This window comes from Streptomyces albospinus (assembly GCF_014648695.1).
Classification (GTDB): domain Bacteria; phylum Actinomycetota; class Actinomycetes; order Streptomycetales; family Streptomycetaceae; genus Streptomyces; species Streptomyces albospinus.
The window spans coordinates 27,595-52,720 of the sequence record NZ_BMRP01000039.1 but is presented as its reverse complement, the minus strand read 5'-3'; the positions used below and the strand labels follow the sequence as shown (position 1 = coordinate 52,720).

At 72.4% G+C, this 25,126-nt stretch carries 24 protein-coding genes and 2 pseudogenes; 12 read left to right on the top strand and 14 right to left on the bottom strand.

The window, feature by feature from the left end:
• Positions 1 to 41 precede the first annotated feature (41 nt).
• The 4 genes from IEZ17_RS33200 to IEZ17_RS33190 form a co-directional block, all read right to left on the bottom strand.
• Complete coding sequence (locus tag IEZ17_RS33200) at positions 42 to 560, bottom strand: SixA phosphatase family protein (RefSeq protein WP_189306717.1); 519 nt, start codon at positions 558 to 560, stop codon at positions 42 to 44.
• Between the two features lie 112 nt (positions 561 to 672).
• The gene (locus IEZ17_RS33195) at positions 673 to 891 is read right to left on the bottom strand and encodes a hypothetical protein (protein WP_189306715.1); all 219 of its coding nucleotides are present in this window, start codon (positions 889 to 891) and stop codon (positions 673 to 675) included.
• A gap of 310 nt (positions 892 to 1,201) precedes the next feature.
• Complete coding sequence (locus tag IEZ17_RS43980; RefSeq protein ID WP_268249874.1) at positions 1,202 to 1,318, bottom strand: SGM_5486 family transporter-associated protein; 117 nt, start codon at positions 1,316 to 1,318, stop codon at positions 1,202 to 1,204.
• Positions 1,319 to 1,376: 58 nt separating this feature from the next.
• Positions 1,377 to 2,711 carry a CynX/NimT family MFS transporter gene (locus tag IEZ17_RS33190; RefSeq protein ID WP_189306713.1) on the bottom strand — a complete coding sequence of 445 codons (1,335 nt, stop codon included), beginning with the start codon at positions 2,709 to 2,711 and terminating at the stop codon, positions 1,377 to 1,379.
• Between the two features lie 148 nt (positions 2,712 to 2,859).
• On the opposite strand from IEZ17_RS33190, the gene IEZ17_RS33185 reads away from it, so the two are divergent.
• Positions 2,860 to 3,543 (top strand): FadR/GntR family transcriptional regulator, encoded by a 684-nt coding sequence (locus tag IEZ17_RS33185; RefSeq protein WP_189306711.1) that lies wholly within the window; start codon positions 2,860 to 2,862, stop codon positions 3,541 to 3,543.
• A gap of 79 nt (positions 3,544 to 3,622) precedes the next feature.
• Here IEZ17_RS33185 and fabI read toward each other — a convergent pair whose 3' ends face one another.
• Positions 3,623 to 4,402, bottom strand: coding sequence for an enoyl-ACP reductase FabI (gene fabI, locus IEZ17_RS33180; RefSeq protein ID WP_189306709.1), 780 nt, complete (start codon positions 4,400 to 4,402; stop codon positions 3,623 to 3,625).
• A gap of 5 nt (positions 4,403 to 4,407) precedes the next feature.
• Positions 4,408 to 5,112, bottom strand: coding sequence for a 3-oxoacyl-[acyl-carrier-protein] reductase (gene fabG, locus IEZ17_RS33175; protein WP_189306707.1), 705 nt, complete (start codon positions 5,110 to 5,112; stop codon positions 4,408 to 4,410).
• A 160-nt stretch (positions 5,113 to 5,272) separates the two neighbouring features.
• Here fabG and IEZ17_RS33170 point away from each other — a divergent pair, with 160 nt between their 5' ends.
• The 5 genes from IEZ17_RS33170 to IEZ17_RS33150 all read left to right on the top strand — a co-directional run bounded on the left by IEZ17_RS33170 (position 5,273) and on the right by IEZ17_RS33150 (position 11,446).
• Complete coding sequence (locus IEZ17_RS33170) at positions 5,273 to 6,805, top strand: TldD/PmbA family protein (RefSeq protein ID WP_189306705.1); 1,533 nt, start codon at positions 5,273 to 5,275, stop codon at positions 6,803 to 6,805.
• 85 nt (positions 6,806 to 6,890) lie between these two features.
• The gene (locus IEZ17_RS33165; RefSeq protein WP_189306703.1) at positions 6,891 to 8,318 is read left to right on the top strand and encodes a metallopeptidase TldD-related protein; all 1,428 of its coding nucleotides are present in this window, start codon (positions 6,891 to 6,893) and stop codon (positions 8,316 to 8,318) included.
• Positions 8,319 to 8,482: 164 nt separating this feature from the next.
• Positions 8,483 to 9,886, top strand: a complete 1,404-nt coding sequence (gene tyrS, locus IEZ17_RS33160; protein WP_189306701.1) for a tyrosine--tRNA ligase — start codon at positions 8,483 to 8,485, stop codon at positions 9,884 to 9,886.
• Positions 9,887 to 10,640: 754 nt separating this feature from the next.
• The gene (locus tag IEZ17_RS33155; protein WP_189306730.1) at positions 10,641 to 11,000 is read left to right on the top strand and encodes a DUF3099 domain-containing protein; all 360 of its coding nucleotides are present in this window, start codon (positions 10,641 to 10,643) and stop codon (positions 10,998 to 11,000) included.
• 209 nt (positions 11,001 to 11,209) lie between these two features.
• Complete coding sequence (locus tag IEZ17_RS33150) at positions 11,210 to 11,446, top strand: hypothetical protein (protein ID WP_189306699.1); 237 nt, start codon at positions 11,210 to 11,212, stop codon at positions 11,444 to 11,446.
• On the opposite strand, the gene moaA is transcribed toward IEZ17_RS33150, so the two are convergent.
• The 3 genes from moaA to IEZ17_RS33135 all read right to left on the bottom strand — a co-directional run bounded on the left by moaA (position 11,429) and on the right by IEZ17_RS33135 (position 14,583).
• The gene (gene moaA / locus IEZ17_RS33145) at positions 11,429 to 12,418 is read right to left on the bottom strand and encodes a GTP 3',8-cyclase MoaA (RefSeq protein ID WP_189306697.1); all 990 of its coding nucleotides are present in this window, start codon (positions 12,416 to 12,418) and stop codon (positions 11,429 to 11,431) included. The genes IEZ17_RS33150 and moaA overlap by 18 nt on opposite strands.
• 159 nt (positions 12,419 to 12,577) lie before the next feature.
• A complete protein-coding gene (locus IEZ17_RS33140) occupies positions 12,578 to 14,206 on the bottom strand; it encodes a monocarboxylic acid transporter (protein WP_189306695.1) in 1,629 nt (542 codons plus the stop codon).
• Complete coding sequence (locus IEZ17_RS33135) at positions 14,203 to 14,583, bottom strand: DUF485 domain-containing protein (RefSeq protein ID WP_189306693.1); 381 nt, start codon at positions 14,581 to 14,583, stop codon at positions 14,203 to 14,205. The genes IEZ17_RS33140 and IEZ17_RS33135 overlap by 4 nt, the downstream gene beginning before the upstream one ends.
• A 186-nt stretch (positions 14,584 to 14,769) precedes the next feature.
• Between IEZ17_RS33135 and IEZ17_RS33130 the strand changes: the two genes are divergently transcribed.
• Positions 14,770 to 14,961: a hypothetical protein gene (locus IEZ17_RS33130; protein WP_189306691.1), complete on the top strand. Its 192-nt coding sequence runs from the start codon at positions 14,770 to 14,772 to the stop codon at positions 14,959 to 14,961.
• Positions 14,962 to 15,126: 165 nt separating this feature from the next.
• Positions 15,127 to 16,632, top strand: a complete 1,506-nt coding sequence (locus IEZ17_RS33125) for a S8 family serine peptidase (RefSeq protein ID WP_189306689.1) — start codon at positions 15,127 to 15,129, stop codon at positions 16,630 to 16,632.
• A gap of 95 nt (positions 16,633 to 16,727) precedes the next feature.
• Here IEZ17_RS33125 and IEZ17_RS33120 read toward each other — a convergent pair whose 3' ends face one another.
• The 5 genes and pseudogenes from IEZ17_RS33120 to IEZ17_RS33100 all read right to left on the bottom strand — a co-directional run bounded on the left by IEZ17_RS33120 (position 16,728) and on the right by IEZ17_RS33100 (position 22,112).
• Positions 16,728 to 18,344, bottom strand: a complete 1,617-nt coding sequence (locus IEZ17_RS33120; protein WP_229852869.1) for a TIGR03086 family metal-binding protein — start codon at positions 18,342 to 18,344, stop codon at positions 16,728 to 16,730.
• A 37-nt stretch (positions 18,345 to 18,381) separates the two neighbouring features.
• Positions 18,382 to 19,137, bottom strand: a complete 756-nt coding sequence (locus IEZ17_RS33115) for a lysoplasmalogenase (RefSeq protein WP_189306687.1) — start codon at positions 19,135 to 19,137, stop codon at positions 18,382 to 18,384.
• Entirely contained in the window at positions 19,134 to 20,081 is a 948-nt protein-coding gene (locus IEZ17_RS33110) for a sterol desaturase family protein (RefSeq protein ID WP_189306685.1), read from the bottom strand. The genes IEZ17_RS33115 and IEZ17_RS33110 overlap by 4 nt, the downstream gene beginning before the upstream one ends.
• A 275-nt stretch (positions 20,082 to 20,356) precedes the next feature.
• Positions 20,357 to 21,338: pseudogene (locus tag IEZ17_RS33105) on the bottom strand (amidohydrolase family protein); the annotation flags it as partial.
• Between the two features lie 157 nt (positions 21,339 to 21,495).
• Positions 21,496 to 22,112: pseudogene (locus IEZ17_RS33100) on the bottom strand (acetoacetate decarboxylase family protein).
• A gap of 126 nt (positions 22,113 to 22,238) precedes the next feature.
• On the opposite strand from IEZ17_RS33100, the gene IEZ17_RS33095 reads away from it, so the two are divergent.
• From IEZ17_RS33095 to IEZ17_RS33080, 4 genes are all read left to right on the top strand, one after another.
• On the top strand, positions 22,239 to 22,859 hold the full coding sequence (locus tag IEZ17_RS33095) for a TetR/AcrR family transcriptional regulator (protein WP_189306683.1): 621 nt from the start codon (positions 22,239 to 22,241) through the stop codon (positions 22,857 to 22,859).
• Positions 22,860 to 22,946: 87 nt separating this feature from the next.
• On the top strand, positions 22,947 to 23,969 hold the full coding sequence (locus tag IEZ17_RS33090) for a DEDDh family exonuclease (RefSeq protein WP_189306681.1): 1,023 nt from the start codon (positions 22,947 to 22,949) through the stop codon (positions 23,967 to 23,969).
• 63 nt (positions 23,970 to 24,032) lie between these two features.
• Positions 24,033 to 24,266, top strand: a complete 234-nt coding sequence (locus IEZ17_RS33085; protein WP_159504504.1) for a metallothionein — start codon at positions 24,033 to 24,035, stop codon at positions 24,264 to 24,266.
• 84 nt (positions 24,267 to 24,350) lie between these two features.
• A partial coding sequence (locus IEZ17_RS33080) for an SURF1 family cytochrome oxidase biogenesis protein (protein ID WP_189306679.1) occupies positions 24,351 to 25,126 on the top strand: 776 nt, incomplete at its 3' end.

The window sequence follows — 25,126 nt, the reverse complement described above, 5'->3', positions numbered from 1 at the left end:
GCCCGGGCCGCTCGCCGTCCCGTCGGCAGCGGCCGGCGGCCTCAGTCCTGCGGCGTCCAGTACGCGACCAGGCGCCCCACCCCGTGCTCGACCGCCTTCCACGAGCCGGTGAAGCTGAGCACCGCCATCGCTGCCGTCGGGAAGCCGCTGCGGTGCATCCGCGCCAGCAGATCGCCGTCGGCCTCGCCGGCCAGGGCGTCGGCGAGGGCGTGCATCCCCGGGTTGTGCCCGACCACCAGCAGATCGCTGACGTCCTCCGAGGTCTCGTTCAGCAGCGCGATCAGCTCGCCGAGGGAGGCTTCGTAGAGCCGCTCCTCGTAGACGGTCTTGGGGCGCTGCGGGAGCTCGTGGACGGCGAGCTTCCAGGTCTCGCGCGTGCGGGCGGCGGTCGAGCACAGGGTCAGGTCGGGGGTGACCCCCGCCCCGGCCAACCAGCGGCCGGCGACCGGGGCATCCTTGCGGCCACGATCGGCGAGCGGACGCTCATGGTCGCTCGCATCCGACCATTCGGCCTTGGCGTGTCGGAGCAGGACAATCCGGCGGGGTGTATCGACGCTCATGTGTCCCAGCTTCGCATGGATCCCCGCGCCCGGCTCGGGGTGTTGACGCGCTCCCCCCTGCCGGGTGACCCGCCGTATACAGGCGGGAGATGCCCCCGTGCGCGGACCGTCGTCACCCGCCGATCCCGACCACGCGGGCGAGGAACTCCAGCAGCGGCGCCAGGCCCTGCGGCACACTCCCTGCACCGGCCGCGCTCGCCTCGCCGGGATTCGCCACCAGCACCAGCAGGGCTATGAAGGAGACCACCGGCAGCGCCAGCGCCCACCACGGCAGCGCCTTCCGCAGGCTGGCGGCCTTCGCTGCGGACGGGCGGTGGAACGCGGCGGACATGGCGGTCTCCATAGCGCTTCGAAGGACGGCGCGACCGCGGACCGCGGTGCGCCCACCGCGGTGTGCGGTGTACTTCGAAACTACGGATCTCCGGCGGCCGTTCCTATCCGGGAAGCCACCCACTCAACCCTGAGACCGGCCCCCTAGGGGATGGGGGGTTATCCCCACCCCGCCGCGGGTTCTTCCCACCCACCGCGGGTTCTTCCCACCCACCGCGGGTTCTTCCCACCCACCGCGGGTTCTTCCCACCCACCGCCCCGTATTCCGGCGTCTGCATATCGCGGTGTCTGCGGGACGGGCCGCCGCCGGCTCAGGGCGCCGCGAAACTCGCGATGATCCCGACGACGACGGTCACCCCGAGCATGAGGCCCAGGACCAGGAGCAGCTTCTTCTGGCTGCCCTGCGGATTCGGTTCGAGCACTGGCATGCGCCCAGTGTCGCACCCGTCGTCCGCGCCCGTACGGCCAGGGCTCACCCCTGGGCACTCACCGCTCGTCCTCGATGCGGCGGTCCCGGCCGGCCAGCACGCCCACCGCGATCTGCGGCACCATCAGCCCGTCCATCAGCGCGATCGGCAGCCCCCAGCCGCCGCTGTGCTGGTAGAGCGTGCCGACCAGCAGCGGCCCGGGGATGGAGATCAGATAGCCGACGCTCTGCGCGAAGGCGGAGAGCTTGACGACCCCGGCGGGGCTGGACGAGCGCATCCCGATCATCGTCAGGGCGAGCGGGAACGAGCAGTTGGCGATGCCCATCAGCAGCGCCCAGACCCAGGAACCGGCCGCCGGGGCCAGCCACAGCCCGGTGTAGCCGGCCATCCCGCAGATCCCGAGGAGCGCCACGAGCGGCCCCTGGTGCCGCATCCGGGACGCCAGCGGCGGCAGCACGAAGGAGAGCGGGACGCCCACCGCCATGGTGACGGCGAGGAGCACGCCCGCGGTGCTCGCCGAGACCCCGGCATCGCGGAAGATCTGCGGCATCCACCCCATCGTGATGTACGCGGCCGTCGCCTGGAGGCCGAAGAAGGCGGCCAGCGCCCAGGCGGTCGGCGACGAGGTGATCCGTATCGGGGTCTCCCCGGGCGCCTGCGCACCGCTCCGCGGCGCCTCCGGGGCGGTCCGGCGCTGCCGTACGACGGCGAGCCAGGGCAGCACGGCGAGCGCGGCGAGCAGCGCCCAGACGGTCAGGCCGGTACGCCAACTGCCGCCCAGCGCACCGGTCATGGGAACGGTGAGCGCCGCGGCGAGCGAGGTGCCCAGGGCCAGCGCCATCGAGTACAGCCCGGTCATCGGGCCGACCCGCCGGGGGAACCAGGTCTTGATGACCACCGGCAGCAGGACATTGCCGACCGCGATACCGGCCAGCGCCAGGGCGCTGCCGACGAGGAAACCGGCGGTGCCGCCGGCGTACGGCCGCACCGCGACGCCCACGGCGATCGCCGCCATACCGGCGCACACGATCGCGCCGGGGCCCCAGCGCCTGGCCAGCCGGGGTGCGGCGATGCCGAAGACCGCGAAGCACAGGGCCGGTACGGAGGTCAGCAGCCCGGCGACGGTGCCGCTCATGCCGAGCCCGTCGCGGACCTCCTTCATGAGCGCGCCGAGGCTGGTGATGGCGGGGCGGAGGTTGAGCGCGGCCAGGACGAGACCGGCGATCACGATCCGCGGCAGCCAGCGGCCGGCCGGCCCGGCCTCCCCTGCGTGCTCCGGCACGGCCTCTGCGGCGGCGGGCCGCGACGGACCGGCGCCGTCGGCGGACTGAGTCGGGAAGGTCGTCGGAGGGGCGGCGGCCGGGCCGCGGATCGCGAGGTCATCGTGTGCCATAGGGGCCATCATAGAATCATGGGATGAATACCTGTCCAGCCTTTATCGGTAGCCTCAGCAGGCCCCCACGACGGCCCGGACCCCGGCACCCCGCCCGCGCCGCCGCCGTCCTTCCGGCCCACCGGCCCCAGCCCCCCGGAGCCCAGCCATGCCCCTGACCTCGCCCCGCCGGTCCGCGCTGGCCGACCAGGTGATCGCGCAGCTGCGCGCCCAGATCACATCCGGCGACTGGCCTGTGGGGTCCCGCATCCCGACCGAGCCGGAACTCGTCGAGCAACTCGGAGTGGCCCGCAACACCGTCCGCGAGGCCGTCCGGGCGCTGGCGCACAACGGGCTGCTCGACATCCGGCAGGGCTCCGGCACCTACGTGGTCGCGACCAGCGAGCTCGCCGGGGTGATGAACCGGCGATTCGCCGAGGCCGACCCCGTGCACGTCGCCGAGCTGCGCAGCGCCCTGGAGGCGGCAGCCGCCCGGCTGGCCGCCGACCGCCGCACGGAAGGGGACCTGCGGCAGCTCGACGCGCTGCTGGAACGGCGCGAGCGCGCCTGGCGGTCCGGTGCCGCCGAGGCGTTCGTCGAGGCGGACGCGACGCTGCACATGGCGGTGGTGGCGGCCTCGCACAACGACGTACTGGCCGAGATCTACGCCGACCTCGGGGGCGTGCTGCGCGAGTTCCTGCGGGCCGACGTCGGCGAGGTGCTGCGGCCCGAGGCGCACATGGACCATGCCCGCCTGGTGGCGGCGATCCGCGCGGGCGACGGCGACCTGGCCGCCTCCGAGGCGAGCACCCATTCCTTCGGGTGCCGGGGCACCCTCGTGGAGCGCGACTGATCCACAGGCTCCGGGCCCCGAAACGCGTACTGCCCGCCCCGGCAGGACCGGGACGGGCAGTACGGAAGCGCGACGGGCGTCAGGCGCCCATCATGTGCACGCCGCCGTCGACGTGGATGATCTCGCCGGTGGTCTTCGGGAAGAAGTCCGACAGCAGGGCGACGATGCCGCGGCCCGCGGGCTCCGGGTCGGCCATGTCCCACTCCAGCGGGGAGCGGGTGTTCCACACGTTGGCCAGGTCCGAGAAGCCCGGGATGGACTTCGCGGCCATCGAGCCGATCGGGCCCGCCGAGATGAGGTTGCAGCGGATGTTCCGCTTGCCGAGGTCACGCGCCATGTAGCGGTTGGTGGCCTCCAGGGCGGCCTTGGCCGGGCCCATCCAGTCGTACTGCGGCCAGGCGAACTGGGCGTCGAAGGTCAGGCCGACCACCGAGCCGCCCTCGTCCGGCATCAGCGGGAGGCAGGCCATCGTCAGCGACTTCAGGGAGAACGCCGAGACGTGCATGGCCGTGGCGACCGACTCGTAGGGCGTGTTGAGGAAGTTGCCGCCCAGGGCGTCCTGCGGGGCGAAGCCGATGGAGTGGACGATGCCGTCCAGGCCGCCCAGCTCCTCGCGGACCACGCCCTCCAGCCGGTCCAGGTGTTCCTGGTTGGTCACGTCCAGCTCGACGACCTTGGCCGGCTTGGGCAGCTTCTTGGCGATGCGCTCGGTGAGCGTCGGCCGCGGGAACGCGGTCAGGATGACCTCGGCGCCCTGCTCCTGCGCGACCTTGGCCGCGTGGAAGGCGATCGAGGACTCCATCAGCACGCCCGTGATCAGGATGCGCTTGCCGGCGAGAATTCCGCTCGTGTTCGTCATCGTGCTCAGTGCCCCATGCCCAATCCGCCGTCGACGGGAATGACGGCTCCAGTGATGTACGCGGCCTCGTCGGAGGCCAGGAAACGGACCGAGGCGGCGACTTCCTCGGGCTGCGCGTAACGCGCCAGCGGCACCTGCTTCACGATGCTCTCCCGCTGCTCGTCGCTGAGCACCCGGGTCATGTCCGTGTCGACGAAACCGGGCGCGACGACGTTGACGGTGATGTTGCGGCTGCCCAGCTCACGCGCGAGCGAGCGGGCGAAGCCGACCAGACCGGCCTTCGAGGCGGCGTAGTTCGCCTGGCCCGGGGCGCCCATCAGGCCGACCACCGACGAGATCAGGACGATCCGCCCCTTGCGGGCCCGCAGCATCGCGCGGTTGGCGCGCTTGACCACCCGGAACGTGCCGGTGAGGTTGGTCTCCAGGACCGAGGTGAAGTCCTCCTCGGACATTCGCATGAGCAGTTGGTCGCGGGTGACGCCGGCGTTCGCCACCAGCACCTCGACCGCGCCCTGCTTCTCCTCGATCTCCTTGTACGCCTGCTCGACCTGCTCGGGGTCCGTGATGTCGCACTTCACGGCCAAAAAACCGGCGGGCGGCTCGCCCGAGCGGTAGGTGACGGCGACCTTGTCGCCTGCCTCGGCGAAGGCACGGGCAATGGCCAGGCCGATGCCGCGGTTGCCTCCGGTGACCAGAACCGAGCGGCTCAAGAGATCACCCTTTCCGTGTCCTGTCGTCTTGCGTTCGGTACGAAACTAGCGGTCACGGGGCCGATACGGGGAATCGAGCCCGAACAGGGGCGCGCCCCGGTCACTGTCGGGTCTCCACAGATCCGGGGCATGATGCATCCGCCGACTACGGGAGGACACCGTGCCTGCTGCACCCCACGACCTCGACGAGACCTTTCTCGCGCTGCCGCTGCGCGCCCTGGCCGACGCCGCGCTGGCGCGGGCCCGCGCGCTGGGCGCCGAGCACGCCGACTTCCGCCTGGAACGGGTGCGCAGCGCCTCCTGGCGGCTGCGGGACGCCCGGACGTCGGGCACCTCGGACACCACCGACCTCGGGTACGCGGTCCGCGTGGTGCACGGCGGCGCCTGGGGGTTCGCGTCCGGTGTGGACCTGACAATGGACGCCGCGGCGCGGGTGGCCGGCCAGGCCGTGGCGATGGCCAGGCTGTCGGCCAAGGTGATCGAGGCCGCGGGGTCCGACGAGCGGGTCGAACTGGCCGATGAGCCCGCGTACCCCGACCGCACCTGGGTCTCCGCGTACGGGATCGACCCGTTCGCGGTGCCGGACGCGGAGAAGTCCGGGCTGCTGGCGGAGTGGAGCGCGCGGCTGCTGGCGGCGCCGGGGGTGGCGCACGCCGACGCGTTCCTGCTGGCCGTCCAGGAGAACAAGTTCTACGCGGACACCGCGGGCACCAGCACCACCCAGCAGCGGGTCCGGCTGCATCCGCAGCTGACCGCGGTCGCGGTGGACCCGGCCAGTGGTGACTTCGAGTCGATGCGCACCCTCGCCCCGCCCGTCGGGCGCGGCTGGGAGTACCTGACCGACGGCAGCTACGACTGGGACGGCGAACTGGCCCGCATCCCCGAGCACCTCGCCGAGAAGATGCGCGCGCCCGGCGTCGAACCCGGCAGGTACGACCTGGTCGTGGACCCGTCCAACCTCTGGCTGACGATCCACGAGTCGATCGGCCACGCCACCGAACTGGACCGGGCGCTGGGCTACGAGGCGGCGTACGCGGGGACCTCGTTCGCCACCTTCGACCAGTTGGGCAAGCTTGCCTACGGCTCGCCGATCATGCACGTGACCGGCGACCGGACGGCCGAGCACGGGCTCGCCACGATCGGCTACGACGACGAGGGCGTGGCCGCCCAGTCCTGGGACCTGGTCCGGGGCGGCACCCTGGTCGGCTACCAACTCGACCGCAGAATCGCCAGGTTGACGGGCTTTCCGCGTTCCAACGGCTGTGCGTACGCGGACTCCCCCGGCCATGTCCCGGTCCAGCGGATGGCGAACGTCTCGCTCCGGCCGGCGCCGGACGGGCCCGCCACGGAGGACCTGATCGCGGGCGTGGAGCGCGGGATCTATGTGGTCGGCGACCGCTCGTGGTCCATCGACATGCAGCGCTACAACTTCCAGTTCACCGGCCAGCGTTTCTTCCGGATCGAGAACGGCCGGCTGGCCGGCCAGCTGCGCGACGTCGCCTACCAGGCCACCACCACCGACTTCTGGGGGTCGATGACCGCGCTCGGCGGCCCGCAGACCTACGTCCTGGGCGGTGCGTTCAACTGCGGCAAGGCGCAGCCGGGCCAGGTCGCGGCGGTCTCGCACGGCTGCCCCTCGGCGGTCTTCGAGGGCGTCAACATCCTCAACACGACGCAGGAGGCAGGGCGATGAGCAGCCGCCACCGCCGGAGCGGCCGGGGGTCCGGGGGTCGCCCCCCGCGCAGGCACCGTCTCAACACGACGCAGGAGGCAGGGCGATGAGTCCGCGCAGCATCCGCAGCAACCGGCCGCACGAGATCGTCGAGCGGGCGCTGGAGCTGTCCCGCGCCGACGGCTGCGTGGTCATCGCCGACGAGCACTCCAGCGCCAATCTGCGCTGGGCGGGCAATGCCCTCACCACCAACGGCGTCACCCGCGGCCGGACGCTGACCGTCGTGGCGACCGTGGACGGCGCCCAGGGCACCGCGGCCGGAGTGGTCTCGCGGTCGGCGGTGACCGCGGACGACCTGGAGCCGCTGGTACGGGCCGCGGAGGCGGCGGCCCGGGACGCCGGGCCCGCCGAGGACGCACAGCCGCTGGTCGCCGGCGACAAGGTGTCCGACGACTTCGCCGACGCGCCCGCCGAGACCTCCTCGGACGTCTTCGCGGCCTTCGCGCCTGCCCTCGGGGAGTCCTTCCGGCAGGCCGGCGCCGGCGGCCGCGAGCTGTACGGCTTCGCCCAGCACGGGGTCGTGTCCTCGTATCTGGGCACCTCCGCCGGCCTGCGGCTGCGGCACGACCAGCCCACCGGGGTGCTGGAGCTGAACGCCAAGTCGCCGGACCGCAGCCGCTCCGCCTGGACCGGCCGGGCCACCCGCGACTTCACCGACGTCGACCCCCGCGAGCTGGACGCCGAGCTGGCCCGGCGGCTGGGCTGGGCCGAGCGGCGGATCGAACTGCCCGCCGGCCGCTACGAGACGCTGCTGCCGCCGACCGCCGTCGCCGACCTGCTGATCTACCAGCTGTGGTCGTCCGGGGCCCGGGACGCCGCGGAGGGCCGTACGGTCTTCTCCAAGGCGGGCGAGGGGGAAGGCGCCTCGCGCACCCGGGTCGGCGAGCGGCTCTCCCCGCTGCCGCTGACGCTGCGCAGCGACCCGCGGGCCGCCGGGCTGGAGTGCGCGCCGTTCGTCCTGGCGCACGCCTCCGGCGACGATGCCTCGGTCTTCGACAACGGGCTGCCGCTGGCCGCCACCGACTGGATGCGCGACGGGGTCCTCGACCGCCTGCCGACCACCCGGCACAGCGCCGCGCTCACCGGGCTCCCGGTGGCACCGGCCATCGACAACCTCCTTCTGGAGGGCGGCGGTTCGCGCTCGCTCGACGAGATGGTGGCCGCCGCGGGCCACGAAGGACCGGCGCTGCTGCTGACCTGCCTCTGGTACATCCGCGAGGTCGACCCGGCCACGCTGCTGCTGACTGGGCTGACCCGGGACGGCGTCTACCTCGTCGAGAACGGCGAGGTCGTCGGCGAGGTCAACAACTTCCGGTTCAACGAGTCGCCGGTCGATCTGCTGTCCCGGGCGGTGGAGGCGGGACGCACCGAGCGGACGCTGTCGCGGGAATGGAGCGACTACTTCCCGCGGGCGGCGATGCCGGCGCTGCGGGTGCCGGACTTCAACATGAGCTCGGTCAGCCGGGGGGTGTGAGCTGCGGGGTGTGAGGCGGGCCGCCGTCCCGTCCGCCGGGGCGGCGGTACCCGGCGTCCGGCCGGCCCGCGCAGGGGGCGGGTGTACGGCCCATAGGCCGGGACCGGCCTAATAGACTGTCGGCCTGTCCTCCCCTCGGGGAACCACGATCGATCAGGGACGCCATGACACGCCTCGGCGAATCCGTCGCCCGCGCCACCACGCTGCTCTCCACCGACCTCTCCTCCGACGACACCGTCAAGGAGCTGCTCAAGGAGACCGGCGCGCGGCGCTATCTCGACCTGACGGACCTGCCCGCCAAGGAGCAGGCCGAGCTGATCGCGGCCCGCACGGTCGAGGTGCTGCCGGGCGTGGAGAAGCTGGCCGAGCGCATCGAGGAGCGCCGGACGGCCGGCAGGGGCCTGCACATCAAGCTGGGCATCGACCCGACGGCGACCGATGTGCACCTGGGGCACGCGGTCCCGCTGATCATCCTGAGCCGCTTCCAGCGTCTCGGCCATGACGTCACGCTGATCATCGGCGACTTCACCGCGAAGATCGGCGACCCGTCGGGCCGTACGGCCGAACGGCCGCCGCTGACCGACGCGGACATCGCGCACAACCTCGCCACGTACCGCGAACAGGTGCGCCCCTTCTTCGACTTCGAGAAGGTCAGCTTCCGGCAGAACAGCGAGTGGCTGGCGCCGTACACCTTCCCTGAGCTGCTGGCGCTGCTCGCGCAGGTACCGGCCTCGCAGCTGCTCCAGCGAGAGGACTTCCGCAACCGCCTCGCGGCCGGCTCCGGTCTGACCATGACCGAGCTGCTCTACCCCATCGCGCAGGGCCTCGACTCGGTGGCGCTGGAGTGCGATGTGGAGCTGGGCGGCTCCGACCAGCTGCTCAACCTCCAGATGGGCCGCAAGCTGATGGAGCTGCGCGGGCAGCGACCGCAGCTGGTGGTGACCATGCCGCTGATCGAGGGCACGGACGGCACCGGCGCCAAGATGTCCAAGTCCAAGGGGAATTACGTCGGGCTGAGCGCGCCCGCCGACGACGTCTTCGGCAAGATCATGTCGGTGCCGGACCGGCTGATGGAGCCGTACCTCAAGGCGTGGACGGAGTGGACCGACGCGGAGATCGCACTCGTCCTGAACCGCGTCGCGGATCGGTCGCTGCACCCGATGGACCTCAAGAAGATCCTCGCCGGCGAGGTCGTGACGGCGCTGTACGGGCTGGACGCGGCGATGGCGGCGCGGGCCGGGTTCGTGGCGCAGTTCTCCAAGAAGTCGTTCGCGGATGTGGAGTCGCTGCCACTCGTGGACGTCGCCGAGCACGGCGCGTCGACGGTGGCCGCGGTGCTGACGACCGTGCTGAAGTTCACGCCGAGCGCTTCGGCGGCGCGCCGGCTGGCGAAGCAGAACGCGCTGCGGCTGGTGGTCGAGGGCGAGGACGGCCAGTCGACGGTGGTCCTCGCCGAGGCGGACTCGGTGCGACCGCTCTCCGAGGTCCTGACGGAGAAGCTGTCCGGTACGGAGGGCACTGCGTACCTGAAGGCCGGCCGCAAGCTGGCCCAAATCGCCGGCCGCTAGGGCTTTCGCCGGTCGGGGGCGGAGCGCCGCTTCGCCTTCTGCCGGTGGGTGGGGGGCGGAGGGGCTGCACCGGAGTACGTCCTCGGTGCGGGCGCATCTGCTCAGTCAGATGAGGAATGCCCCGGCGTTCGCTCCAGATCCTGCGGGCGCACTCCGGTACATCCCCTCCGCCCCTGCCCGGCACGCGACTGACCCGCCGTACCCCTGCACGTCGGTTCATCGCGACGTGGTCGCAAGCGGAGGAAGCCGAGTACCGCCCGGGGTCGAGTGCGGCCCGGGTTCACCATCCGCGTACGGCCGCGCCCGTCGGACCGCCGACGGGCAGCCGCATCCGTGTCGCAGCCCAAGAACAAGTACCGGCGTCGGTCGGAGCCACCGTCCGCCGGTCGGTGACGGCGCAGGGCCGGAGGGATGTACCGGAGTGCGCACGCAGGACCTGGAGCGGACGCCGGGGCATTCGTCATCTGACTGACCAGATGCGCCCGCGCCGTGGGGGGCGCCTCCCGGCCGAAGGCTGGGGGAGTACTCCGGTGCAGCCCTCCGGCCCCCGCCCACCGGGCGGAACCCGAGGCCACGCCCGCCCCCACGGCACGGAAGCCGGCGACGCGGGGGACGAAGCGCTACGACATCCGCGGGACACCCCTGTACGCCAACAACGCGACCCGGTCTCGTAGGGCGGGAAGCGGCGGCGTACCGTGGGAACTGACCGGAAAGTGGGGAGAATCCGGCGCGACCGAGCAGGTGGTGGAACATGATGCGGAAGCACAGCAACGTCGAAGCCTTCCGGATCACGGGGGCTCGCCAGGGGCTGTCCGAGGACGTGCGGGGGCGGCAGCGGCGGTATGTGATCTCGATGGCCGTACGGACCGTGGCCGTCGTGCTCACCGCCGTGCTGTGGAACGTCGAGCGGCCCGTTGCCATCGCGACGCTCGTGCTCGGCATAGGGCTGCCGTACATCGCGGTCGTGATCGCCAACGCCGGGCGGGAGAACGCCCCTTCGCTGCCGTCGACGTTCGTGAAGCCGACCCGGCGGATGCTGCCGTCGGCGCCGGCGGAATCGGTTGCGGAACGCCCGGCGCCCGAGCCCTCGGAACCCCGTGGAGAGCGCGGCTGAGACCCGCCGCGTCTGCAAAGCTCAAGAAAAGCTCAGATCAATCATGTGGTTCCGGTGCACCGCATGCCATCCCCCGTGACATACTGCGTACGCGCTCCGCATCCCCCGTCGGAGCGACGGACCGACGCCGGGCGGCTCCCCCCGTGGCTGCCCGGCGTCGTCATGTCCGAAGGATCATGAGTGCGGGTGCGGGACGTAGGGTTGAGGGCGTGAACTCCCCGAACGCTTCCGAGAATGTCACCATCTGCTCCGCCAAGGGCTGCCGCGCCGACGCGGTGTGGGTGCTGGCCTGGAACAACCCGAAGCTGCACACGCCGGACCGGCGCAAGACCTGGCTGGCCTGTGACGAGCACCGGGAGCATCTGTCGCAGTTCCTGGCCGTGCGCGGGTTCTTGAAGGACGTGGTGGCGCTTGAGGAGTGGGAGCGGTCAGCCGCCGATGGCTGACATGGGGCGCTCGGGCTGGAGGAAGGTGGGGTCGTCGAGGCCGGAGCCGGCCTTCTTGCCCCACATCGCCAGCTTCCAGATGCGGGCGATCTCCGCGTCGGGGGCACCGGAGCGCAGGGCCGCGCGCAGGTCCGTCTCCTCGGTGGCGAAGAGGCAGGTGCGGACCTGGCCGTCGGCGGTCAGCCGGGTGCGGTCGCAGGCGCGGCAGAACGGGCGGGTCACCGAGGCGATGACGCCGACGCGGTGCGGGCCGCCGTCGACGATCCAGCGCTCGGCGGGGGCGGAGCCGCGCTCGTCCTGACTCTCGGGGGTGAGGGTGAAGCGGGTACGCAGCGAGTCGAGGATGTCACCAGCAGTGATCATGCCGTCGCGCTTCCAGCCGTGCTGGGCGTCCAAGGGCATCTGCTCGATGAAGCGGAGCTCGTAGTCGTTCGCAACAGCCCAGGCCAGGAGGTCGGGGGCCTCGTCGTCGTTGAGGCCGGGCATCAGGACGGCGTTGACCTTGACCGGGGTGAGGCCGGCAGCGCGGGCCGCCTCCAGGCCGCCCAGCACGTCGGCGTGGCGCTTGCGGCGGGTCATGGCCTGGAAGACGTCGGGCCGGAGGGTGTCCAGGGAGACGTTGACACGGTCCAGGCCGGCGTCGCGCAGGGCGGTGGCGGTGCGCTGAAGACCTATGCCGTTGGTGGTCAGCGACATCCGGGGCCGGGGGGCGAGCGCGGCGACCCGCTCGACGATGCCGACCAGGCCGGGGCGGAGCAGCGGCTCGCCGCCGGTGAAGCGGACCTCGTCGACGCCGAGGTCGCGCACCGCGATGCCGATGAGGCGGACGATCTCGTCGTCGGTGAGCAGATCGGGCTTGGCGAGCCATTGCAGGCCCTCTTCGGGCATGCAGTACGTACACCGCAGATTGCACCGGTCGGTGAGGGAAACCCGCAGGTCGGTGGCCACGCGGCCGTACGTGTCGATGAGCACTGGGCCCCCTCCCCGAGAGTGTGGAACGGCATGTGGATCAGTACGTCTTCGAGACTACGCGATGGGTCCGACAGTGAGGAGGCGTGAGAAGCACGAGGTGGGCGGGGTGGCGTCGTAGATCTCTACGACGCCACCCCGCCCGGGGGCTGTAGGGATGGCTCAGTGGGCTCCGGTGCCGGTCAGCGAGCGGACCTCCAGTTCGGCGTACTTGGCGGCGTCCGGCTCTTCCCTGGAGAGGAGGGAGCCCAGCCAGCCGAGGGCGAAGCCCAGCGGGATGGAGATCAGGCCGGGGTTCTCCAGGGGGAAGAACGCGAAGTCGGCGGTGGGGAACATGGACGCCTCCTTGCCGGAGACGACGGGTGAGAAGAGGACGAGGAGGACGGACGAGAGCAGGCCGCCGTAGATGGACCAGAGGGCGCCCTGGGTGGTGAAGCGCTTCCAGAAGAGGCTGTAGAGGAGAGTCGGGAGGTTGGCGGAGGCAGCGACCGCGAAGGCGAGCGCCACCAGGCCGGCGACGTTCAGGCTGCGGGCGAAGACGCCGAGGACGATGGCGACGGCACCGATGCCGACGGTCGCCCAACGGGCCGCGGCGACCTCTTCCTTCTCGGTGGCCTGCCCTTTGCGGAGGACGTTGACGTAGAGGTCGTGGGCGAAGGAGGAGGACGAGGCGAGGGTGAGGCCGGCGACCACCGCGAGGATGGTCGCGAAGGCGACGGCGGAGATCACGGCGAGCAGGATCGCGCCGCCGGTGGAGCCCGCGCCGCCGCCGATCTCCTGGGCGAGCAGCGGGGCCGCGGTGTTGCCCGCCTTGTTGGAGGCGGTGATGGTGGCGGGCTTGATGAGGGCGGCGGCGCCGAAGCCGAGGGCGATGGTCATCAGGTAGAAGACGCCGATGATGCCGATCGCCCAGTTCACCGACTTACGGGCGGCCTTGGCGGTGGGGACCGTGTAGAAGCGGATGAGGATGTGCGGCAGGCCCGCGGTGCCCAGGACGAGCGCGATGCCCAGGGAGATGAAGTCGATCTTCGAGGTGGCGGTGGCGCCGTACTTGAGGCCGGGTTCCAGGAAGGCGGAGCCCTTGCCGCTGTTCTCGGCGGCGGCGCCGAGCAGGGCGGAGAGGTTGAAGTGGAACCTCAGCGCCACCAGGAAGGTGATGAGCAGGGTGCCGGCGATCAGCAGGACGGCCTTGACCATCTGGACCCAGGTGGTGCCCTTCATACCGCCGATGGTGACGTAGAGGATCATCACGATGCCGACGATGACGACGACCAGGATCTTGCCGGCCTCGCTGGTGATGCCCAGGAGCAGGGTCACCAGGGCGCCGGCGCCCGCCATCTGGGCGAGCAGGTAGAAGATCGAGACGACGATGGTGGAGGTGCCTGCGGCGGTCCGGACCGGGCGCTGGCGCATCCGGTAGGCGAGGACGTCGCCCATGGTGAACCGGCCGGAGTTGCGCAGCGGTTCGGCGACGAGGAGGAGCGCGACGAGCCAGGCGACGAGGAAGCCGATGGAGTAGAGGAAGCCGTCGTAGCCGAAGAGGGCGATGGCGCCGGCGATACCGAGGAAGGACGCCGCGGACATGTAGTCGCCGGAGATGGCCAGGCCGTTCTGGAATCCGCTGAACTGCCGGCCGCCGGCGTAGAAGTCCTCCGCCCCCTTGGTCTGCCGGCCGGCCCAGACGGTGATGCCCAGGGTGGCGGCGACGAAGACCGCGAAGAGGGTGACGATCAGCGTGCGGTGCTCGCCCGCGCCGCCGGCGGCGAGCGGGAGCTGCTGGGCGAGGGTCATGCGCCGGCCTCCTGCACATCGGCTTCCGGGTGGGGCGCGGTGTCTTCGAGGCCGGACTTGATGGCCTCGGCCCGAGGGTCGAGGTGGGCGGCGGCGCGCCGGGAGTACCACCAGGCGATCAGGAAGGTGGTGGCGAACTGGGCGATGCCGAGGACGAAGGCGATGTTGAGGTGGCCCAGGACCTTGGTGGCCATGAAGTCGCCCGCGTAGCTCGACAGCAGTACGTAGACCAGGTACCAGAGGACGAAGGCGAGGGTGAGCGGGAAGGCGAACGAGCGGTGCGCGCGCCGGAGTTCGGCGAACTCGGGGCTCGACTGCACCTTGAGGTAGTCCGGCGGGTCGTGCTGTCCGGGGTTGGCGGACGGGGTGGTGATCACGAAGTCTCCTGACGCTCGGCGAGCTGGTGCCACGGCAGCAATAAGGCCCGCATAAGTGACGTAGATCACGCATCGTAGAGGGGGTGACTACGGAGCGACAGAGGATGGATGGTTGAATTCCCGAAGAAATCGGGGGAATGGGCGCACCGGCCGCCACCGCACGGGGGACGCTTCGTTGAGCCGGGCATGACTCCGCCGCCTCCCCTGGACCCGCCGCCACCCGGTCCCCGCCGGCGCCTGTACGGCAGCGTCCGGCTGCCCGCGCCGATCGCCCTCGCGCCGTCGCTGCCGCGTCCGGGAGTGGGTGCCCGGCGCTGGTACGGCCGGCGGATCGCCCTGCCGCCGCTGAGCCTGGGCACTCTGCGCCGCTCCGGATGACCTTCCCTCCGGGCGCGCCTGATGGGGCGTCAATTCGCCTGTCCTGATGGGTTTTCTCCGCGTTCCATTGCCGGTCGCCGGTGGTCGCCGATAGCTTCACGTCTCATGCATCCGCCCGTGCACAGCTCCGCGTACGGGCGGTCTCACGGATGAGGTGGAGTACCCATGGCACATCCCCGATCCAGACGCATACGGGCCCTGGTCTTACCCCTCGGGCTCGCCCTGACGGCATCCCTCGGCTTCCTCCCGAACGCGGCCGGCGCCGCGCCCCGGGACGCCGCCGCGGCAGCCGCGGACACGGGCAGCGGCCCGCTGCTCTCGTACGTCGTGAACACCGCCCCTGGCCACGCCGCGGTCGGCCGGGTCGAGCGGGCGATAGCCCGGGCCGGCGGGAAGGTGATCACCGCGCACGAGCGGATAGGCGTGATCGTCGTCCACTCGGCCAATCCCCGGTTCGCCGCCTCCATCAGGGCAGTCGGGGGCGTGCAGTCGGCCGGCGCGACCCGTACCGCGCCGTTGAAAGCGTCCGGTACCACCGACGTCGGCAAGCCGCAGAGGGTGACCCGGGCCCAGCTCGCGGCGGCGGGCCGGGCGGCGAAGGCCCGGGGCGAGGAGCCCCTGGAACCGCTCCAGTGGGACATCCGGGCCGTCAAGGCCGACCGGGCCGCGAAGGTGAACCCCGGCAGCCGCAAGGTCACCGTCGCGGTCATCGACACGGGGGTGGACGACACCCACCCGGACCTCCGACCGAACTTCTCGGCGCGGCAGTCCGCCAGTTGCGTGGGCGGGGTGCCCGATACGTCCCCGGGGGCGTGGCGGCCCTGGAACCCGGACACCGACTACCACGGCACCCATGTCGCGGGCACGATCGCCGCGGCCCGCAACGGCATCGGGGTGACGGGCGTCGCCCCCGGTGTGAAGGTCTCCGCCATCAAGGTCAGCGAGCCCGGCACGAGCATGTTCTACGCCGAGAGCGTGGTGTGCGCGTTCGTCTTCGCGGCCGACCACGGAGTCCAGGTGACCAACAACAGCTATTACGTCGACCCCTGGATGTTCAACTGCAAGGACGACGCCGACCAGGCCGCCATCGTCGACGCGGTCGGCCGCGCGGCGAAGTACGCGCAGGGCAAGGGCGTGGTCAACGTCGCCGCGGCCGGCAACGCGAACGCCGACCTCGCGGCCACCCGGCTCACCGACACGAGCAGCCCGGACGACTCCACCCCGGTCGGCCGCACCGTCGACCCGAAGACCTGCCGGGACGTGCCCGCCCAGCTGCCCGGCACGGTGACGGTGGCGGCCACCGGCGCGCGGAACCTGAAGTCCGGCTACTCGAACTACGGCCTCGGGCAGATCGATGTGGCCGCGCCGGGCGGCGACACGCAGCAGGTGCCCGAGCTGCCCGCCAAGAACGGCAACATCCTCTCCACGATGCCGGGCGGCGACTGGGCGTTCCTGGCCGGGACGTCCATGGCGTCGCCGCATGTCGCGGGCGTCGCGGCGCTGCTCAAGAGCGCGCACCCGAAGGCGAGCCCGCAGGAGATCCGGTGGCTGCTCAAGGAGCAGGCGGACAACCCCGGTTGCCCCGCCGCCGACGCGACCTGCACCGGCACCCCGCGCGTCAACAGCCACTTCGGCTACGGGATCGTCGATGCGCTGCGCGCGGTGAAGTAGCCGCCGGCGCGGTGCGGGCCGGGCGGGGCGGTGGCGCCCTCCCGGCCCGCACTGCGCGCCCTCCCGGCCTGCCCGCACGTCCCGTGGCGTGCCGGTCAGTCCGGGGACCGCCCCAGGTACGCGGCCAGGCGGTCCGCGCCGGTGGCGCCGGGCGGGGCGGCGCGCTCCGGGGCGAACGAGCTGCCCTCGGTGCGCGGCGCCGCGCCGTAGATCAGCCGGGCCGCCTCCAGGGTCTCCGCGGCGGCCTCCGGAGCCAGATCGGTCGGGGCGCCGATCGCCCGCGCCAAGTCCCAGCCGTGCGCGAGGAGTTCGACGGTGACCTGCTGGACGAGCAGCCCGCCCGGCGCCTCGTACGGGCCGAAGGTGCGGTGCAGCATCCCGCTGCCGGTGAAGACGGCGAGGGCGGTGCGCGCGGACCCCTCGAAGGCCGCGACGTGGTCGTCGCCGAGGTGGTCGGCGGTGTGGTCGTCGCGCGGCGCCCCCTCGGCGATCGAGGCGGCCATCAGGCTCTCCCACACCATGTGGTCCAGCAGTTGCCGTACGGTCCAGCCCGCGCACGGCGTCGGCCGCCGGAGGTCGTCCGGCCGGACGGCGGCGACCAGGGCACCGATATCGCGGACCACCCGCGTGTACGCGGCGAGCACCCGTTCCGGGTCGGTGTCCGCGAGGCGCTCGAACGCGGAGCGGTCCGGCTCCCCGGGGGTGCGGTGGGCGCGCAGCGCGGCTGCGGTCCAGGTGCCGGCGGTGCCCCAACTGGGCGGCGTGGGGCGGCCGGTGGCCGTGCAGAGCAGCTGCCAGTAGCGCTCGACGAGGGGTTCGGCTGCGGTCTCCAGCTGCTCCAGCAGCCGGGTGCGGGCGGCCGGGCCGTCCTCGGCCGGCGGGTCGGGGGTGGCGGCCTGGGTGGGGATCCAGGCGGCGACCAGCTCGGCGAGGACCGGCTCGGCGACCGGGGAGTCCGGGGCGATGCCGGCGGCGACGGCGGCCTCGGCGCGGGTGCGCATCAGCTCGGCGACGCGGACGGCGGCCCCGGTCGCCGCGGCCGGATCCAGCGCGTCCGCCGCACCGGCCGCCTGTGCGGGGGCGGTACGGGCGCTGAACTCGGCCAGCCGGCGCAGCGCGGCCCCCAGTTCCGGATCGCGGACCAGGGCGGCCAACTCCACCCAGGCGTCGAGCTGTTCGGGCGTGGGGTCGTCGGGCAGGTCGGGGGTGGCGGTCAGCAGGCCGGTGCGGTAGGCGGGGGCGGCCACCCCGTCCAGGGCGTCCTCGACGACGTCGGCGACGATCCGGCGGCGTTCCTCGGCCGACAGGCGGGCGAGTCGGGTCATCTGCGGCAGCTCCTCTGCTGCGGTGCCCCGCGCGGCCACCGTACGCAGGACGGAGCGCTGCAACCGCAGGGTGCATATCTGCGCGTCCAGGGCGTCCGCCCAGCGCTCCGCGGTGTCGGTGAGCGACCTCTCGCGGTGCAGGACGGCGCGGATCGCCGCCGTGCCGATGCCCAGTTCGCGCAGGCTGCGCACGATCTCCAGGCGGGCCGGGGCGTCCGGTCCGTACAGCCGGTAGCCCGCGGGGGTGCGGGCGGCGGGCGGCAGCAGGTCCTGGTCCGACCAGTTCCTGATGGTCTTGACCGAGACGCCGGTCAGGCGCGACAGCGCGCCGATGGAGAGCAGGCCGGTGCCGTCCTCGTACATGCCCTCCACTTTCGGGTCTCCCACGGGGGGAGACGCAAACGGCGCTCCCGGCGGGGGCGCCTCACGCGTCCTGGACGGCCTCGCGGTACGCCGGGGACGGGCGCTCGCCCGCGTCCGGGCGGTCCGGTCCGGCCGCCGCCGCCAACACGCCGGCGGCCAGGGCGAACTGGGCCGCCGTATAGGTGACCATGATCCAGAACTGCGGGGCGGGCAGCTGCGGCCAGTGGGCGATACCGCTCGCGATCAGGGTGTCGGAGAGCAGGAAGAGCAGTCCGCCGGCCGCGGCCCGCGGGCCCGCGCGGAGCGCGCCGCAGGCCATCGCGGTGAGCAGCAGGCTGTATCCGGCGACCGGGATGCGGAGTGCGGCCGGCAGGTCCGGCCACAGCAGCGCCACGGTGGCGACCAGGGCGACCGCGTATGCCGCCGCTGCCGCCACCGGCAGGGAGGGGCGTCCTGCCGGGCGACTGCCGTGCCGGGCGAACAGCAGCAGGTAGCAGACGTGCCCGGCGGCGAACGAGCCCATCCCCACCAGGAAGCCGGTACCGCCGCCGATCTGGAGGAAGGTGTCGCCGCCGCAGCCGAACAGCAGCGCGCCGGCCAGCAGCGGCGGCCCGCCGCGGAGCAGGACATGGGCGGCCAGCAGCGGCATCAGGACGGGCTTGGTGAGCTGGACGGCGTTGCCGGCGAGGGCGGCGGTGCCGCTGCCGGGCGTGGCGGCGGCGTGCGCCGCGAGGGCGAGGAGGTGGGCGGCGGCCAGTACGGCGAAGGCGGCGAGCAGGATCCGCGCGGCCCGCGGCCGGGGCGCGGGGGCCCTCACGCCGCGGGCTCCCCGACGGTGGGCTCCCCCACGGCCGGCCCCTCGGCGGCGTCCCGCGCGCCGGGCCGCCGCCCACCCTCCGAACTCCCGCTGCCCTTGGGGGTGTCGAGGGCCGAGGCGGGCTGCCAGCCGGGCCCCCGGAAGACCCGTCCGGCGCGCTCGCTCCAGCTGCCCGCGGCCCGGATGTCGCGGGCGATGGCGGCGTACTCGTGGGTGGCCACCCGCAGCGGGTTGAAGGTGTTGATGTTCTTGGTGAGGCCGTAGACCGGCCGCTCGGTCTCGGGGACGAACGAGCCGAACATCCGGTCCCAGATGATCAGGATCCCGCCGAAGTTGCGGTCCAGGTAGCCGCCTTGCGAGGCGTGGTGGACGCGGTGGTGCGAGGGCGTGTTGAACACGAACTCGACGGGCCGGGGCAGGGTGCCGATGCGCTCGGTGTGCACCCAGAACTGGTAGACGAGGTTGGCGCCGGAGGTGAAGGCGATCGCGGCCGGGTGCACGCCCAGCGCGACCATCGGCACGTAGAACGGCCAGACGGTCCAGGTCGTCCAGGGCTGCCGCAGCGCGGTGGTGAGGTTGAACTTCTCGCTGGAGTGGTGCACCACGTGGCAGGCCCACAGGATGCGGATGACGTGATGGCCGCGGTGCGACCAGTAGTAGAAGAAGTCCTGGACGAGCAGCATCAGGGGCAGCGTCCACCACACGACGGGTATCCGCAGCGGGGTGAGCTCGTAGACCGCGGCGTAGATCGCCACGATCGGGATCTTCCACAGCGCGTCGAAGACCAGGCTGCCCAGCCCCATGCCGACGCTGGTGGCGGCGTCCTTCGCCGCATACCCCTCTGCTTCCTCGTCGGGATGCAGGCGGTAGCTCACCATCTCGACGACGGTGAGCAGGACGAAGGCGGGCACGGACCACAACACGACATCGGGCAGGTGCGGCATGCCCCGCACCATAAGTGCGGTGACGGGGCTACCGCTAGAGGTTGTTACCGAGAAGTATGTGAGACGCGCTGTCAGCTTTCCGGCGGGGAGGTACCGCCGGTAGCCCCCGCGGGCGGCGCCCGCCGCTCACCACACCCGCAGCGAGGCCCCCTCGGCGAAGGCCGGGCTCGGTGTAGCGGGCGCCGGGCACCGCCAGGGGGTCGCTGTGGCCGGTGGGGGATGCCGTGGTGCGGTCGCCGTTGGGGGGTGCTTCCGTCATGACGTCACTCCTACGTATGGGAAGTCGTGGCCAGCCACTCCCGGGTCCGCGGCCAGGTGCCTTCGGGGTGCGGGAAGTCGCTGCCCCAGAGGATGTTGCCGACGCCGATCTCGTAGCGCTGGGCCAGTTCGCGGCGCTTGGTGTTGGTGGCGCAGACGAAGACGTAGCGGTCCAGGTACTCGTGCGGCGGGCGCTTCAGTCCGGCGAAGGGGGAGAGCTTCTTGCCGCCGTGCGCGCCCAGGTACAGCCGGTCCATGAACCACAGCAGGTTCGGCAGCCACCAGCAGCCGGACTCGGCGATGCCGAAGCGCAGGCCGGGGTGGCGTTCGAAGACGCCCGACCAGAGCAGGAACCACAGCGGGCGGGCCGGCCACCACGTGACCTCGCTGACGAAGATGCCCAGGTGGTCGCCGTATTCCTGGCGCGGGGCGGCGCCGGAGTGGGTGAGGACCGGCATCCGGGTCTCGGCCGCGGCGGCCCAAACCGGGTCGTAACGCCGGTCGTGGTACGGGGCGTTGAGTGCCGTTCCGGGTCGGTGGCGCAGAACTCCGCGAGCCAGCGGTTGTGGGCCCGGGCGCCGGCCATGCCGAGCTCCGGGTCCTGGTCGCCGGAGAGGCCGAGGCCGACGCCGAAGGGGGCGGCGGTCGAGCTGTCCACGGCGTCGGCGTCCGGGAAGACGACCTCGGCTGCGACCCCGTCGCCGTCCAGCTCCTTCGTCCGCTGCGCCGGGTCCCAACCGGCGCGCAGCCCCTCCTCGTTGTCCTCGAACCACTTGGCGGCGAAGGTCTCGTTGCGGACGCCGAGCCGGGTCATCGCCGCGCGCCGGGCCTCCCGGCCGGCCAGGAACTCGTGAAGGGGCGGTGGAAGCGGGAGTCCAGATAGGGGCAGTACTCCTCGGTGGGCAGTCCGGCGTGGCAGTCGGAGGAGACGACCAGGTACGGGTCCTGGTGGTGCGGGACCTGGTGGTGCGGATCGGTGCCGTGGGTCGGGGCGTCCATACCGCTCCCTCACTCGTCGGTCGCGTCAGCGCGCCGACCGTGTAGGTCGCAGGTCGCGTCAGCGCATCAATCGAGGCAGTCGAAAATGAAGCCTTCGGGATACGACGGGTCGGCGCGGTCGGGCGTCGACCGCGCCCGCGTCGGGATGCGCCGCCCTTCACCGGACGCTGCCTTCCGGCGGCCCGTCGAGGGTCTGCATCGCGTCGTCGTAGCGCTGGTGGATGTACGGCAACAGGGCCCGGCCGTCGACCCGTTCGGCGACCGTGCCGCTCTGCTCGGTGGTCTTCTCGCCGAGGGTGATCCCGACGGGGGTGCGCACCGGCAGGTCGGCGACCGGGTCGTCCATCGACTCGCGCAGGACCACGTCGCCGGTCACCCGCTCCAGCCTGCGGACCTTCTCGCGGCGCCGGCAGTGCACCAGTACGGGGTCGGCGTCGAACCCCGAACCGTCCACGGCCGGCAGGAACTTGAAGAAGAATGGGTCATCGGCATGACCAGCGGATACCAGCCCTCGGTGCCGTTGTGGACGGCCGCGACGGCGACCGAGCCGGCGCCCAGCGGATAGCCGGGCAGGTCGACGATGCTGATGGTGGCCCGGACCAGCGGGCGCGCCGTGGGTTCGAGCGGGGGCGGCAGCACCGCCGCGACCGCGTCCGGGTCGGCCTCCCAGAGGGCCACCACACCGGTGGGCCAGATGTCGGGGAGCTTGGCTCCGGCGGCGCGCGTCGCGGCGATCTCCGCCTCGGTGCGCGCTCCGTAGCGTATGCGTGCCATGTCGTACCACCCTTCGTCGTCCGGCACTCGCGGGGGTCGTTCAAGGCGCCTGTAACACGGTTACACGGTCCGCGATGAAGGGTAAAGGGCCGTGCGCCAGACGGAGTTGGGAGATAGTGGGGGGCTATGACACGTACCGCGCTGACCGGTGAGGAAGTCCTGGACACCGCCGCCCGGCTGATCCTGACGCACGGCCCCGGGGCCCTGACGATGCGCCGGCTCGCCGCGGAACTGGGCACCGCCGTCACCTCCATCTACTGGCACGTCGGCAACCGCGAATCCCTGCTGGACGCCCTGGTCGAGCGCACCATCCAGGAGATGGGCGAGATCCGGCCGACCGGGAGCACGCCCCGGGCGCGCGTCGTCTCGGTCGCCCGCGCGCTGCACACCGCGCTGCGCGAGCGCCCCCACCTGATCGCGATGGTGCACGAACGCGGCCTGACGGAGCGGATGTTCCTGCCCGCGCAGCAGGCGCTGGTCCATGAGCTGCACGCCGCCGGGCTGCGCGGCGAGCGGGCCGCCGAGGCGGTGCGCGCCGTCCAGTTCCAGGTCGTCGGCTTCGTCCTGGTCGAGCGCAACCGCGAGCGGTCGCCCGCGCAGCACCCGAGCGAGGGCGAGCTGTGGGACTCCCCCGCCGCCGGGCACGATCCGGCGCTGGCCCGTGCGCTGGCCGCGCCGGCCGATGCCGAACACCTCTTCCGGGTATCCCTGGAGGCGCTGGTGGCGTCCCTGCTCGGCCCGGCGTAGCGGCGTTCCCCGGCCGCGCGCGCCCGACGGCGGTTCGGTGGCTGTCAGTGGCGGCCCGTATCCTCAGTGACCATGCTCGAAGACCGCATGGCAGCAGCTCCCCCGATCGCGCCGAAGATCGTGCAGCAGCCGGGCCCGCAGACGCCGCCGGCCGACTGGCCGTCCGGGTATCCCCAGGGATACGCGGTGGTCGACGTGGAGACCACCGGCCTGGCCCGCGACGACCGGATCATCTCCGCCGCCGTGTACCAACTCGACGCACAGGGCGCGTTCCAGGACTCCTGGTACACCCTCGTCAATCCGCAGCGCGACCCCGGCCCGGTCTGGATCCACGGTCTGACGAGCGACATGCTGGACGGCGCGCCGCTGTTCCCGGACGTCGTCCCCGAGCTGTCCCGCCGCCTCGCCGACCGGGTGCTGGTCGCGCACAACGCCATGTTCGACTGGTCGATGATCGCCCGGGAGTACGCCCGCGCCGCGGCGACCGCCCCGGTGCGCCAGCGACTGTGCACCATCGCGCTGTCCAAGGAACTGGGCCTGCCGCTGCCCAACCACAAACTGGAGTCCCTCGCCGCCCATTACGGCGTCGTGCAGGAGCGCGCCCACCACGCCCTGGACGACGCCCGGGTGCTGGCCGAGGCGTTCCGCCCCAGCCTGCGCCGGGCCGCCCGGCAGAATCTGCGGCTCCCGCTGCTGACCTGCCAGCCGCTGACGGAGTGGTCGGACTCCCCCGCGCCCCGGCCGCGGGCCGCCGGGTCCTCGTACCGCCCCACCTCCTGGCGGCCGTCCCGCAAGCGGCCGGCCTGCCCGTATCCCAACCCGGGGCGCTACGAACCGGGCGGCCGGCTCGTCCAGGGCATGCGGGTCGCGTTCTCCGGCGACACGTCCGTGGACCGTGAACTGCTGGAGGACCGCGCCATCGAGGCCGGGCTGCACGTGGCGACGAGCGTGTCCCGGCTGACCAGCCTGCTGGTGACCAACGACCCGGACGCGCAGACCTCCAAGACCGCCAAGGCCGCCGCGTACGGCACGGCCGTCATCGACGAGGCGGCGTTCATGCAGCTGCTCCAGGACGTCGAGCCTGCGGACCAGGCGCCTGCGTCCGGGTGAAGCCCGGCCAACACACCCGCCGGCACCTCGCCCCGTGCGGGCCCCCACCGCACGCTGTGGCGCATGGCACGTTGTGAGGTCTGCGGAAACGACTACGGCATGACGTTCGAGGTGCACGCGCAGGGCGCGGTGCACGTCTTCGACTGCTTCTCCTGCGCGATCCACCGCATGGCGCCGATCTGCGAGCACTGCCGGGTGCAGATCATCGGGCAGGGCGTGGAGGCCGAGGGGCAGTGGTACTGCGGTGCGCACTGCGCCCGCTCGGCGGGGCGGGTGGGCATCGTCGACCGGGTCTGACCGGGGCCCGGCGGCCCCTCGCCCCGCCGCGGTGGGGGACCCCCGGCCCCGGTGTCCCGAGGTCCGCGAGGTACCGTCGCAGCCGTGTACCGCTTCCTGTTGTCCCGGCAGTGGGTGATCCTCACCCTCTTGGGCCTTGTCCTGATCCCGGTCATGATCAAGCTGGGCTTCTGGCAGTTCCATCGCCATCAGCACAAGGTGGCGCAGAACACCCAGATCGCCGACAACCTGGCCGCCACGCCGGTCCCGGTCACCGGCCTGGCCGCCGTCGGCCGGGACCTGCCGCACGGCGACATGTGGCGCCGGGTCACCGCCACCGGCAGCTACGACACCGCGCACGAGGTCGTCGTCCGCCAGCGCACCGCCGCCGACGAACAGACCATCGGCTACTACGTCCTGACCCCGCTGGTCCTCGGCAACGGCGATGCCGTCCTGGTCAACCGCGGCTGGATCTCGGCGGGCAACGACCTCACCAAGTTCCCCGACGTCCCGGCCGCCCCCAAGGGCACCGTCACCGTCACCGGCCGGATGATGGCCGACGAGACCACCGCGGTCAGCGGCATCAAGGACACCAAGGGCCTGCCGCCCCGCCAGGTCATGCTGATCAACAGCAAGCAGCAGGCGGAGCGGGTGGGCCGCCCCATGCTCGGCGGCTACATCGAGCAGATCGCACCCAAGCAGCCGGGCAACACCCCCGAGCCGGTGCCCGAACCGGACCATGACTCCATCGGCCCGCACATGGCGTACGCGATCCAGTGGTGGCTGTTCGCGGCGGCGGTACCGGTCGGCTGGGCCGTCCTGGTGCGCCGGGAGCGCCGCGACCGGCGGGAGGCCGCGGCCAAGGAGGCGCAGGGGGCCGC

What these genes read in the sequence shown, in the direction of transcription:
- IEZ17_RS33155 (WP_189306730.1), top strand. Translation starts at nt 10,641, where the DNA reads ATGCGGAAGCACAGCAACGTCGAAGCCTTCCGGATCACGGGGGCTCGC.
- IEZ17_RS33125 (WP_189306689.1), top strand. Translation starts at nt 15,127, where the DNA reads ATGGCACATCCCCGATCCAGACGCATACGGGCCCTGGTCTTACCCCTC.
- IEZ17_RS33200 (WP_189306717.1), bottom strand. Translation starts at nt 560, where the DNA reads ATGAGCGTCGATACACCCCGCCGGATTGTCCTGCTCCGACACGCCAAG.
- IEZ17_RS33190 (WP_189306713.1), bottom strand. Translation starts at nt 2,711, where the DNA reads ATGGCACACGATGACCTCGCGATCCGCGGCCCGGCCGCCGCCCCTCCG.
- IEZ17_RS33185 (WP_189306711.1), top strand. Translation starts at nt 2,860, where the DNA reads ATGCCCCTGACCTCGCCCCGCCGGTCCGCGCTGGCCGACCAGGTGATC.
- IEZ17_RS33095 (WP_189306683.1), top strand. Translation starts at nt 22,239, where the DNA reads ATGACACGTACCGCGCTGACCGGTGAGGAAGTCCTGGACACCGCCGCC.
- fabI (WP_189306709.1), bottom strand. Translation starts at nt 4,402, where the DNA reads ATGACGAACACGAGCGGAATTCTCGCCGGCAAGCGCATCCTGATCACG.
- IEZ17_RS33090 (WP_189306681.1), top strand. Translation starts at nt 22,947, where the DNA reads ATGGCAGCAGCTCCCCCGATCGCGCCGAAGATCGTGCAGCAGCCGGGC.
- IEZ17_RS33110 (WP_189306685.1), bottom strand. Translation starts at nt 20,081, where the DNA reads ATGCCGCACCTGCCCGATGTCGTGTTGTGGTCCGTGCCCGCCTTCGTC.
- IEZ17_RS33085 (WP_159504504.1), top strand. Translation starts at nt 24,033, where the DNA reads ATGGCACGTTGTGAGGTCTGCGGAAACGACTACGGCATGACGTTCGAG.
- IEZ17_RS33195 (WP_189306715.1), bottom strand. Translation starts at nt 891, where the DNA reads ATGTCCGCCGCGTTCCACCGCCCGTCCGCAGCGAAGGCCGCCAGCCTG.
- IEZ17_RS33140 (WP_189306695.1), bottom strand. Translation starts at nt 14,206, where the DNA reads ATGACCCTCGCCCAGCAGCTCCCGCTCGCCGCCGGCGGCGCGGGCGAG.
- tyrS (WP_189306701.1), top strand. Translation starts at nt 8,483, where the DNA reads ATGACACGCCTCGGCGAATCCGTCGCCCGCGCCACCACGCTGCTCTCC.
- IEZ17_RS33165 (WP_189306703.1), top strand. Translation starts at nt 6,891, where the DNA reads ATGAGTCCGCGCAGCATCCGCAGCAACCGGCCGCACGAGATCGTCGAG.
- IEZ17_RS43980 (WP_268249874.1), bottom strand. Translation starts at nt 1,318, where the DNA reads ATGCCAGTGCTCGAACCGAATCCGCAGGGCAGCCAGAAGAAGCTGCTC.
- IEZ17_RS33130 (WP_189306691.1), top strand. Translation starts at nt 14,770, where the DNA reads ATGACTCCGCCGCCTCCCCTGGACCCGCCGCCACCCGGTCCCCGCCGG.